Raw genomic sequence first — 10,792 nt, forward strand, 5'->3', positions numbered from 1 at the left:
GCCTTCGCCCGCTCCTTCCGGAAGCCGTCAGCCGGCGCGTGTCCCGCCGGGCTCGTCCAGCTCATCCGTGAGGCCGTGCTTCGCCAGCCGGTAGCGGAAGGAGCGGAAGGACAGGCCCAGCAGCTCCGCGGCGCGCGTCTTCACCCCTTGCGCCTGCTTGAGCGCGGCCAGCAGGTGCCGGCGCTCGTGGTCGTCCAGGTGCCGCTCCAGGTTGAAGCCCTGTCCCAGCACCGGCTCGCCGGCCTCACCCGAGCGCGCCTGCGGCTCCGCCTCGCCTCGCACGGAGGGCGGCAGCGTCGCCGGCCCCAGCACGTCCGAGTCCGACAGCGTGGCCGCGCGCTCCACCATGTTCTGCAGCTGGCGCACGTTGCCCGGGAAGGCGTAGCGCTCCATCAGGGCCAGCGTCTCCGGCGCGAAGCGCAGCCCCGGGCGCCCCAGCTCCTCCGCCAGCCGCGACAGGAAGTGCGTCGCCAGGGGCGGGATGTCCTCCGGCCGCTCGCGCAGCGGGGGCAACTCCAGCGTGATGACGTTGAGCCGGTAGAAGAGGTCCTCGCGGAAGCGGCCCGCCTTCACCTCCGCCTCCAGCCGGCGGTTGGTGGCCGCGATGACGCGCGCCTGGAAGGGAACCTCCGCCGCGCTGCCCACGGGCTTCACCTTGCGCTCCTGCAGCACGCGCAACAGCTTCACCTGCGTGGAGAGGGGCATCTCCCCCACCTCATCCAGCATCACCGTGCCTTCGCCCGCGGAGATGAGCAGGCCCGGCCGCTCGTGCGTGGCGCCGGTGAAGGCCCCGCGCATGTGGCCGAAGAGCTCGCTCTCCAGCACGCCCTCGTTGAGGGCCGCGCAGTTGAAGGGCAGGAAGGGCTGGGCGGCGCGGTGGCCGCGCAGGTGGACGGCCCGGGCCACCAGCTCCTTGCCGGTGCCGCTCTCCCCCGTCACCAGCACCGTGCTGCGCCCCGGCGCCACCTTCTCCACCAGCTGCCACAGGGCGCGCATGCGGGGGCTGGTGCCCACCAGGAGCCCGCCCAGCCCGGGCAACAGCCGCGCCTTCAGCGTGCTGTTCTCCTGGCGCAGCGCGCGCTTCTCCAGCGCCTTGTGCACCAGCAGGCGCAGCTCCTCGTTGTCGAAGGGCTTGCAGATGTAGTCGTACGCGCCCTCGCGCATGGCCTCCACCGCGGAGGACGGCGTGCCGAAGGCGGTGATGAGCACCACCTCCGGCGGCTCCTTGAGCGCCCTCGCCGCGCGCAGCACGTCCAGGCCGCTGCCCGCCGGGCCCAGCTTCATGTCGGAGATGACCAGGTCCACCGGGTCCTTCGCCAGCAGGGCGCGGGCGGGCTCGACGCCGGGCACGCTCGTCACCGCGTAGCCCTCGCGCACGAGCAATATCTCCAGGTACTCGCGCATGGACAGCTCGTCGTCCACCACCAGCACGTGGCCGCGCGGGCCTCCTTCGTGGGGGAGCGCCGTCACAGCGGCAACCCCACGACGAACTCGGTGCCTTCGGCCGGGTGGGACGTCACGCGGATGCTGCCGCCGTGCGCGCGGATGATGGAGTGCGCGGTGGACAGCCCCAGCCCGGTGCCGCCGCTGCGGGTGGTGAAGAACGGCTCGAACAGGTGTCCCATCATCTCCTCCGTGATGCTGCCGGCCGAGTCCCACACGCGAATCTGGGCTTCCTTCTCCACCCGCGCCAGCGCCACCCGCACGGTCCCCTGGGGGCCCGCCGCCTGGAAGCCGTTGCGCAGGAGGTTGATGAGCACCTGGCGCAGCTGATCCGGATCCACCTGCGCCGTCAGGGACTCCGCCGCGCGCACCTCCGTCTGGACCTCGCGGGCCAGGGGGTCCGCTCTCAGCATGTCCACCGTCTCCGACAGGAGCGCGTCCAGCGCCACCGGCCGGCGCTGGGGCTCCGGCGGACGGGCGAAGCGCAGGAAGTCCTCCACCAGCCGCGCCAGCCGGTCCGCCTCGCGGGTGAGGATGCCGGTGAGCTTCGTCACCACCGCGTCGCGCGACTGCTCCTGCGCCAGCAGCTGCGCGGAGCCGCGCATGGCGGCCAGCGGGTTCCTGATTTCGTGCGCCAGCTGCGCGGACAGCGCGCCCAGGCTGGCCAGCCGGTCCGTGCGCTTCAGGTCCTCCTCCATGCGGCGCAGCTCCGTGAGGTCCTGGAAGACGATGAGCAGCGCGCCCGCCTCGCCCTCCAGGGGCGACACCGACAGCCCCAGCACCCGGTTGCCACCCGGCGTGCGCACGCGCAGCTCGCCCCGCGTGGCGCGCGGCGCCAGCGTGGACACCCCCGGCAGTAGCATCTCCAGGGGCTGGCCCACCACGGACGCGTTGTCCTCCACGTGGAGGATGCCGTGGGCCGCCGTGTTGAGGAAGGTGACGCGCCGCTGGACGTCACACGTCACCAGCCCCGACGGCATGGAGGACAGGATGAGCTGCTGCAGCCGCCCCAGCCGGCGCAGGTCCGCCTCGCTCTGGGACAGCGCGCCGCCGGTGGCGGACAGCTGGCGCGACAGGTAGCCGGACAGCACGGCGATGAGCACCAGCGCCAGCGCGTTGCTGCCCAGCACGAAGAGCACGCGCGCCGCGGGCACCGTCACCACGTCCACCGGCGTGGTGAGCCGCATGATGAGCAGCAGCATGGTGAACGCGAACGTGGACACGGCCGCGGCCACCAGCGCGCCGCGCCAGTCCAGCACCACCGCCGCGCCAATCACGGCCAGGCTGTAGAGGAACGTCAGCGGCGAGTCCGCGCCGCCGCTCAGGTAGACGAGCCCGGTGGCGATGAGCACGTCGCCCACCACCGTCACCATGCCGTCCAGCCGCCCCGCGGTGCCCCGGCGCAGCCGCAGGCCCGTCACCACCGTCAGGACGTACGCGCCCGCGATGACCGCGAACGACAGCGAGTCCGCCCGGGTGGGCTCCTGCGCGGGCTGCGTCAGGAGCCTCGCCACCGTCACCACGAGCGACAGGCTCGCCGCGACGGTGCGGAACAACACCAGCCACACCAGGCGGGGCCCCAGGCCCGGGGCCGCGCTGGATGAGGAACCGCCCAGGCGCGCGTTACTTGATCGCGCCGGCAAGGCTGAAGATGGGCAGGTACATGGCGATGAGGAAGCCACCCACCACGCCGCCGAGGAACACCATCAGCAGCGGTTCGATCATCGACGTCAGCGCGCCGATGGCCGTGTCCACCTCGTCGTCGTAGAAGTCGGCGATCTTGTTGAGCATGGTGTCCATGGCGCCCGTCGCCTCACCGACGCCAATCATCTGCACCACCATGGACGGGAACACCTTGGTCTCCAGCAGCGGACCCGCGATGTTCTTGCCCTCGGCGATCTTCCCGCGCACGTAGTAGATGGCCTCTTCCACCGTGCGGTTGCCGGCCGTCTTCGCCGTCACGTCCAGCGCGTCCAGGATGGGCACGCCGGAGGAGATCATCGTGCCCAGCGTGCGCGTGAAGCGCGCCACCGCCACCTTGCGAAGCACGTCACCGAAGAGGGGCAGCTTGAGGAACGTCTTGTCCCAGAACTTGCGGCCCTTGGGCTGCTTGTAGCTCCAGCTGAAGGCGAAGACGACCACGGCGATGCCGACGACGGTGTGGAAGAAGTACGCCTGGGCGAACTTCGACATGTCCACCACGACCTGCGTGGGACCCGGCAGCTGCGAGCCGAAGTCCGCGAACATCTTCTCGAAGACGGGCGTCACCTTGAGGAGCAGCAGCGCCGTCACACCGATGGCCACCAGGATGACCACCGACGGGTAGGTCATGGCGCCCTTGACCTTCGCCTTGAGCTTCTCGTTCTTCTCACGGTAGGCGGCGAGCCGGTTGAGGATGGTATCGAGGATACCGCCCACCTCGCCCGCGGCGCACAGCTGCACGTAGAGCTCGTCGAAGACCTTGGGGTGTTCCTTCAGGGCGTCCGCGAAGGTGCTGCCCTGCTCCACCTTGCCCTTGATGGCGAACACCACCTTCTTGAAGGCGGGGTTGTCCATCTGGCTGGCGAGGATGTCCAGACACTGCACCAGCGGCAGGCCTGCGTCGATCATCGTCGCGAACTGACGGGTGAAGATGAGGATGTCCTTGCCCGTGACGCTCCCGGGCAGGGACAGCTCCATGTCGAAGGTGCCCTTCTTGCGCACCTTCGTGGGGTTGAGGCCCAGGGACTTCAGGCGGGCGTTGACGGCCTCGATGTCCGAGGCCTCCATCTCACCCTTCTTGTTCTCCCCGCTCTTGGTCTTCGCCTCCCAGAGGAACTGGGCCGTGTTCTTCTTGGACGCTGTCGCCTTCTGCTGCACTGCCGGTGCTGCCATGACGGGACCTCCGGGGAGGGCGAGGAGTCTAACCTGTGATTTTCATGCCCCAAAACTAACGGGCACCCGCTCCCCCGGCCGGCCGCTGGGCGCCACCCGGCGCACCGCCCGTGGCGAGGATGTTGCGCAGCTCCTCCGGGTCGGAGGAACGGCCGAAGGCCTCGTCCTGGGAGATGACCCGGCGCGCCAGAAGCGCGGCGAGCGCCTGGTTGAACGTCTGCATGCCGTACTTCGCCTGGCCCACCTGCATGGACGAGTAGATCTGGTGGACCTTGTCCTCGCGGATGAGGTTCCGGATGGCGGGGTTGGGCACCATGACCTCCAGGGCCAGCACGCGGCCCGGGCCGCCCGCCTTGGCGACGAGCGCCTGGCTCATCACGCCCTCCAGCACGAAGGACAGCTGCGCGCGCACCTGGGGCTGCTGGTACGGCGGGAACACGTCCAGCACGCGGTTGATGGTCTGCACCGCGCTGTTGGTGTGCAGCGTCGCGTAGCAGATGTGGCCCGTCTCCGCGATGGTGAGCGCCGCTTCGATGGTCTCCAGGTCGCGGAGCTCGCCCACCAGCACCACGTCCGGATCCTGGCGGAGGATGTACTTGAGGGCCGTCTTGAAGTTGCGCGTGTCCGCACCGACCTCGCGCTGGTTGACCAGGCAGTTCTTGTGCGGGTGCAGGTACTCGATGGGGTCCTCGATGGTCATGATGTGCTCATGACGCTCGGTGTTGATCTTGTCGATCATCGAGGCCAGCGTGGTGGACTTGCCGGAGCCCGTGGGGCCCGTCACCAGGATGAGGCCGCGCGGCTTCTTCACCAGCTCCGCCACCACCGGCGGCAGGCCCAGTTCCTGGAAGGTCAAAATCTTGAAGGGAATGGTGCGGAACGCGCCGGCGACGGCGCCGCGCTGCATGAAGATGTTCGCGCGGAAGCGTGACAGGCCCTTCACGCCGAACGACAGGTCCAGCTCGTTCTCCTCCTCGAACTTGTGCTTCTGCGCGTCCGTGAGGATGGAGTAGCAGAGCTGCTTGGTCTCCACGGGCGTGAGCGGCGCCGTCTTGAGCGGGACGAGCTCACCGTCCACTCGGAGCTGCGGCGGCGAGCCGGTGGTGATGTGGAGGTCGGAAGAGCCCTTCTCGACCATCGCCTTGAGGAGCTGGTGCAGGTTGGCCACGGATGCGTGTCCTGTCGGAGGAAAGCGGGGGGAGGAAGTGGGGGTGATTTAGAAGCGGTCCGGCGCGGTGTTGCCCACGACCTCTTCCAGGGTGGTCATGCCATCCATGAGCTTCTTGAGCGCGCTCATGCGCAGGCTGCTCATGCCCAGGCGGATGGCCTCCTGCTTGAGCTCCGCGGCGGAGGCGCCGTTGATGACCAGCTCCTTGAGGCCGTCCCAGAAGGGCATGACCTCGTAGATGGCCACGCGGCCGCGGTAGCCGCGGTCGTTGCACTCGCGGCAGCCGACCTTCTCGTACATGGTGAAGGTGCCCATCTTGTCCGGCGGGATGCCCGCGTCGATGAGGGCCTGCTCGTCCACCTTCTCCGCGGGGCGCTTGCACGCGGGGCACAGCCGGCGCGCCAGACGCTGGGCGAGGATGAGGTTGAGCGACGCCGTCACGAGGAACGGCTCGATGCCCATGTTGAGGAGCCGGCTGACCGTGCCCGGGGCGTCGTTGGTGTGCAGCGTGGAGAGCACCAGGTGGCCCGTGAGCGCCGCCTTCACGCCGATTTCCGCCGTCTCGAAGTCGCGGATCTCACCGATCATGATGATGTCGGGGTCCTGGCGGAGGAAGGAGCGCAGGCCGGCCGCGAAGTTCAGGCCGATGTCCTCGTGCATCTGCACCTGGTTGATGCCGGCGAAGTTGAACTCGACCGGGTCCTCCGCGGTGCAGATGTTGGTGCCCACGTCGTTGAGGCTGGAGAGCGCCGAGTACAGCGTCGTCGTCTTGCCGGAGCCCGTGGGGCCCGTCACCAGCACCATGCCGTAGGGCCGGTCGATGGCCTCCTTGAACCAGGCCAGGGGCGTCGCGTCGAAGCCCAGCTTGGTCATGTCGAGCTGCAGGTTGCTCTTGTCGAGCAAGCGCATCACGACCTTCTCGCCGAAGAGCGTGGGGCACACGCTCACGCGGAAGTCCATCTCCTTGCCGCCGCCGATCTTGATCTTGATGCGGCCGTCCTGCGGCAGGCGGCGCTCGGAGATGTCCAGCGACGCCATGATTTTGAGACGGCTGGTGATGGCGTTGCGCAGCTTCATGGGCGGGCGCATCACCTCGTACATCACGCCGTCGATGCGGAAGCGGACCCGGAAGTCCTTCTCGTACGGCTCGATGTGGATGTCGGACGCGCGCTTCTTGATGGCGTCCATGAGGATGAGGTTCACCAGCTTGACCACGGGCGCGTCGTCCGCGGCCTTGGCCATCTCATCCACGTTCTCCTGCTCGTCCTTGGCGACCTCGATGTCGTCGCCCACGTCGCCGACGATGTCCTCCAGCGAGGGGCCCTTCTCCGCGTAGTAGCGCTCGATGGATTCGCGGATGGAGATTTCGGACGCGACGACGGCTTCGATGTTGTAGCCGGTGAGGAACTTCAGGTCGTCCACCGCGAAGATGTTGGACGGGTCGCACATGGCCACGATGAGGGACGGGCCCGCGCGGTTGACCGGGATCACCAGGTGCTTCTCGGCCACTTCCTTGGGCACGAGCTTGATGATGTCCGGATCAATGTCGAAGTCCTTCAGGTTGATGGCCGGCACGCCGTACTGCTTCGACAGGAAGTCGGTGAGCTTCGACTCCTCGATGGCGCCCGTCTTGATCAGCGCCGTGCCGATGCGCGCGCCACTCTTCTGCTGCTCCTCCTGCGCCTTGCGGAGTTGCTGGACGGAGATGAGGTTCTCGCGCACCAGCAATTCACCGAGTCGACCGGACATTTCTGGGATGCCTCTTTGAGCGTGAGGAGGGGACAGCCAGAGCCCCGGCTGCCGGCGGGACCCGAAGGGGGGAGACATGATGCCGTGCGGCAGGGGCCTGAAGCCCTGGCACGGATCCTCCCGGATTAGAGGAAACCGATGCGCAGCCTGTCAAGGCGCCCTGGCGTGCTCCCTTGCTGCCTGAGCCCTACCCGTCGCCGCGGGCCACCACGGTGCGGGCGGCCTCCACGTCGCGCTTGATTTGACCCACCAACTCGGCGGCGGAGCCGAAGCGCTGCTCGGGCCGCAGCCGCTCCAGGAACTGCACCCGCAGCTCCTTGCCATAGAGGTCGCCGGAGAAGTCCAGGAGGTGCGCCTCGATGGTGACCTCCGTGCCGCCAAAGGTGGGCTTCACGCCGATGTTGGCCGCCCCCGGCCACCATGGCCCGTCCGCTTCCCCCAGGAGGCGCACGCGGATGGCGTACACCCCGGGCGCGGGCCGCAGCTCGTTCTGCGTGTCCACGTTGGCGGTGGGGAAACCGATGGTGCGCCCCCGGCCCGCGCCGGAGACCACCGTGCCGTCCAGGTCGAACGGGCGGCCGAGCAGGCGCCTGGCCGCCCCCACGCGCCCCTCCAGGATGTACTCGCGGATCCGCGACGAGGACGCGACGACGCCGTCCACGTTCACCGGCTGCACCACGTGCACCTGGGCGCTTCGCTTCGCCGCGGCCTCGCGCAGCGTGGCGACGGTGCCCGCGCGCTGGGCGCCGTAGGTGTAGTCGCTGCCCACGACGACGTGGCCCACGCCCAGCGTGTCGAAGAGGGCGGCCTCGAAGTCCTGCGGCGAGGAGCGCGCGTAGTCCCGGGTGAAGGACTGCACCACCACGTGGGACAGGCCGCACGCGGACAAAAGCTCCAGCTTTCGCGGCAGCAGGGTGATCAGCTTGGGCGCCAGGTCCGGCTGGAGCACCTTGCCCGGGTGGGGCTGGAAGGTGAGCGCGTTGGCGGGGGCGTGGCGCAGCGCCTCCGAGAAGAGGGCCTGGTGGCCCACGTGCACGCCGTCGAAGTTGCCCAGCGCGAGGGCCTGCCCCTGAAGCTGGCGGCCCGCCTCGGACACGGACTGGAAGACCTTCATGGCCCTTCCGTATAGCACCCCGCGCGCTTTTGCCCTGGCCAACCCACGCGGCTCCATGGTTAGAGGCCCACCGTTCCCGCCATGCGCCCTGCCCTGCTCCCTGATCCAGTCGGCCTCAAGTTCGTCCCCCTGGATGCGCCCCCGGACTGGGACGCGGAGTTCGGCTTCACGGGGCCCCTGGAGCTGGAGATCGGCTCCGGCGCGGGCGGACACGCGCTGGAGTACTGCCGCCGCAACCCCGGCGTGCGCTTCGTGGCCTTCGAGTGGCGCAAGAAGTACGCGCGCGACACGCAGATGCGCGCGGAGAAGGCAGGCATGAAGAACCTGCGCGTCATCGAGTCCGACGCGCGCTTCGTGGTGCCGCGCATCTTCGCCCCCGGGTCCCTGGACGTCATCCACCTGCAGTTCCCCGACCCGTGGTGGAAGCGCTCGCACGCCAAGCGGGCCGTCGTGCAGCCCGACTTCGCGAAGGTGATGCTGGGCCTGCTCAAGCCGGGCGGCCGCTTCGACATGCGCACCGACGTGCAGGACCGCGCGGTGGCCATGCTCGAAATCCTGGAGGCGGCGGGCTTCCACAACCCGCTGGGCGCGGGCGTGTTCCACCCGTACGACCCGGAGGAGGTGCCCTCCACCCGCGAGCGGCGCTACCTGGCGTCCGGAGAACCGGTGTACCGCGCACGCCTGGTGAAACCCGCGTAGTCATCCGTCCGGCGCCTGACAGGCCCTGGACGCGCGAGGGGCTTTGGGGCCCTGGCGGTCCGCGAGGGGCCTTGGCAGCGCCCTCCGCCCGGAGGACAATCCCCCTACTTTGGGGGGGTGGGCGCCTCATGGCGGAAGTCGACAGGAAACGGATGCCGGAGGGCGTGCGCCGCAGCGGCCCCAGCAACGACCTCGCCGGGCGCACCGTGCTCATCGTGGACGATGATCCGGCGCAGATCCGCCACGTGCGCGAGGGCCTGGCCCCGCACGGCTACGTCTTCAAGGAAGCGCTGGACGGAACGCAGGCGCTGTCCGCCATCCGCGCGGCCCGGCCGGACCTCATCGTCATGGACGTGGAGATGCCCGGCCTGGGCGGCGTGGAGGTGTGCCGCATCGTCAAGGCGAACGCGGGCGAGGGCGGCTTCGGCTTCATCCCGGTCATCCTGATGACGGCGCGGCAGGCGGCGGGCAAGGTGGAGGGGCTGGAGCTGGGCGCGGACGACTACCTGGTCAAGCCCTTCGACATGCTGGAGCTGGGCGCGCGCGTGAAGTCCATGCTGCGGCTCAAGGCGCTGCAGGACGCGCTCCTGGAGAAGAACCGCGAGCTGGAGTGGGCCAACCGCGAATTGGACCGCCGCCGCCAGGAGCTGCTCGCGCTCAGCCGCACGGACGCGCTCACGGGGCTCTACAACCGGCGCTACTTCGAGGAGCGATTGGGCGAGGAGTTCATGCGCTCGCGCCGCTACCGCTCCCCCCTGTCGCTGGTGATGCTGGACATCGACCACTTCAAGCGCATCAACGACACGTTCGGCCACCCCTTCGGGGACGAGGTGCTGCGCGCGGTGGCGCACACGGCGCGCGCGACGCTGCGGGAGGTGGACCTGCTGGCCCGCTACGGCGGCGAGGAGTTCATCGCCCTGCTGCCAGAGGCGGCTCCCCAGGACGCGCTCCGGGCGTGCGAGCGGGTGCGCGAGGCGATTGAGCGGCTGGAGCTGACCTGGACGGGGCCGGACGGAATGTCGCAGGAGGTGAAGCTGACCGCGTCCCTGGGCGTGGCGACGGTGCCCGCGGACGACCTGCCGGGCACGGAGGCGCTGCTGCGCGCGGCGGACGCGAGCCTGTATTCCGCCAAGGGGACGGGCCGCAATCGCGTCCACCAGCACGCGGCGTGACACACCTCCCGCTTCCCCACGGCGGCGGTTTGACCTAAATCGGAGGCCCCATGCGCCCGCTCGCGATGACGACCTGGCTGCTGTTCGCCCTCCTCTCCCTGGGCGGCTGCAGCCGGCTCCAGCCGGACACCCCCGTGGGGGCCTACCAGACGTTCCACCGGCACGTGCAGCGCGGAGAGCTGCCCAAGGCGTACGCCGGGCTGTCACAACCGACCCAGCAGGTCCTGAAGACGCGGGCCCAGCAGGTGAGCGACGCGTCGGGAGGCATGGTGAAGCCGGAGCCGCTCGCGCTGTTCTTCGCGAATGTCCCGGTGCCTCCGGATGTTCAGGAGGTTTCGCTGCTCCGGCAGGAGGGCGACGTGGCGACCTTGGTGGTGCGCTCGGCGGGAAGGTCGGGCGAGGTCCGGATGGTGAGGGAACCGTCCGGGTGGAAGGTGGACTTTTCAGCATCCCCCCAGCCGTGAGCCCGGGCATGCCCGGACCCCGCGCATCAGGTAACGTACAACCGTGAACGACAGGAAGACACGGCGGGTGGCCCCCGCAGCTGTCACTTATACACATCTCCGAGCCCAC

The 10,792-nt window shown here is 69.4% G+C and carries 9 protein-coding genes; 3 read left to right on the plus strand and 6 right to left on the minus strand.

What is annotated here, in order from left to right; translation table 11 throughout:
* Nucleotides 1-27: 27 nt before the first annotated feature.
* The 6 genes from D7X55_RS27140 to D7X55_RS27165 all read right to left on the minus strand — a co-directional run bounded on the left by D7X55_RS27140 (nucleotide 28) and on the right by D7X55_RS27165 (nucleotide 8,348).
* Nucleotides 28-1,470 (minus strand): sigma-54 dependent transcriptional regulator, encoded by a 1,443-nt coding sequence (locus tag D7X55_RS27140; RefSeq protein WP_120551569.1) that lies wholly within the window; start codon nucleotides 1,468-1,470, stop codon nucleotides 28-30.
* Nucleotides 1,467-3,005 carry a nitrogen regulation protein NR(II) gene (locus tag D7X55_RS27145; RefSeq protein ID WP_120551580.1) on the minus strand — a complete coding sequence of 513 codons (1,539 nt, stop codon included), beginning with the start codon at nucleotides 3,003-3,005 and terminating at the stop codon, nucleotides 1,467-1,469. Before D7X55_RS27145 ends, D7X55_RS27140 begins: the two co-directional genes overlap by 4 nt.
* Nucleotides 3,006-3,066: 61 nt before the next feature.
* Nucleotides 3,067-4,317: a type II secretion system F family protein gene (locus D7X55_RS27150; protein WP_120551568.1), complete on the minus strand. Its 1,251-nt coding sequence runs from the start codon at nucleotides 4,315-4,317 to the stop codon at nucleotides 3,067-3,069.
* A 55-nt stretch (nucleotides 4,318-4,372) separates the two neighbouring features.
* The gene (locus tag D7X55_RS27155; protein WP_120551567.1) at nucleotides 4,373-5,485 is read right to left on the minus strand and encodes a type IV pilus twitching motility protein PilT; all 1,113 of its coding nucleotides are present in this window, start codon (nucleotides 5,483-5,485) and stop codon (nucleotides 4,373-4,375) included.
* A 48-nt stretch (nucleotides 5,486-5,533) separates the two neighbouring features.
* Nucleotides 5,534-7,234, minus strand: a complete 1,701-nt coding sequence (pilB, locus tag D7X55_RS27160; protein ID WP_120551566.1) for a type IV-A pilus assembly ATPase PilB — start codon at nucleotides 7,232-7,234, stop codon at nucleotides 5,534-5,536.
* Nucleotides 7,235-7,421: 187 nt separating this feature from the next.
* Complete coding sequence (locus D7X55_RS27165; protein ID WP_121724578.1) at nucleotides 7,422-8,348, minus strand: bifunctional riboflavin kinase/FAD synthetase; 927 nt, start codon at nucleotides 8,346-8,348, stop codon at nucleotides 7,422-7,424.
* Nucleotides 8,349-8,429: 81 nt separating this feature from the next.
* On the opposite strand from D7X55_RS27165, the gene D7X55_RS27170 reads away from it, so the two are divergent.
* The 3 genes from D7X55_RS27170 to D7X55_RS27180 all read left to right on the plus strand — a co-directional run bounded on the left by D7X55_RS27170 (nucleotide 8,430) and on the right by D7X55_RS27180 (nucleotide 10,683).
* Nucleotides 8,430-9,047, plus strand: a complete 618-nt coding sequence (locus D7X55_RS27170) for a tRNA (guanosine(46)-N(7))-methyltransferase TrmB (RefSeq protein WP_121724579.1) — start codon at nucleotides 8,430-8,432, stop codon at nucleotides 9,045-9,047.
* Nucleotides 9,048-9,175: 128 nt separating this feature from the next.
* A complete protein-coding gene (locus D7X55_RS27175) occupies nucleotides 9,176-10,219 on the plus strand; it encodes a diguanylate cyclase (RefSeq protein ID WP_121724580.1) in 1,044 nt (347 codons plus the stop codon).
* Nucleotides 10,220-10,269: 50 nt separating this feature from the next.
* Nucleotides 10,270-10,683 carry a hypothetical protein gene (locus tag D7X55_RS27180; RefSeq protein ID WP_120551562.1) on the plus strand — a complete coding sequence of 138 codons (414 nt, stop codon included), beginning with the start codon at nucleotides 10,270-10,272 and terminating at the stop codon, nucleotides 10,681-10,683.
* Nucleotides 10,684-10,792: the final 109 nt, after the last annotated feature.

Origin of the sequence: Corallococcus sp. AB049A, assembly GCF_003668885.1 — a bacterium.
Lineage (GTDB): Bacteria > Myxococcota > Myxococcia > Myxococcales > Myxococcaceae > Corallococcus > Corallococcus interemptor.

Bases quoted from the DNA above. Each gene is read 5' to 3' on its own strand.
- D7X55_RS27165 (WP_121724578.1), bottom strand. From the start codon at position 8,348: ATGAAGGTCTTCCAGTCCGTGTCCGAGGCGGGCCGCCAGCTTCAGGGG.
- D7X55_RS27175 (WP_121724580.1), top strand. From the start codon at position 9,176: ATGGCGGAAGTCGACAGGAAACGGATGCCGGAGGGCGTGCGCCGCAGC.
- D7X55_RS27150 (WP_120551568.1), bottom strand. From the start codon at position 4,317: ATGGCAGCACCGGCAGTGCAGCAGAAGGCGACAGCGTCCAAGAAGAAC.
- D7X55_RS27180 (WP_120551562.1), top strand. From the start codon at position 10,270: ATGCGCCCGCTCGCGATGACGACCTGGCTGCTGTTCGCCCTCCTCTCC.
- pilB (WP_120551566.1), bottom strand. From the start codon at position 7,234: ATGTCCGGTCGACTCGGTGAATTGCTGGTGCGCGAGAACCTCATCTCC.
- D7X55_RS27170 (WP_121724579.1), top strand. From the start codon at position 8,430: ATGCGCCCTGCCCTGCTCCCTGATCCAGTCGGCCTCAAGTTCGTCCCC.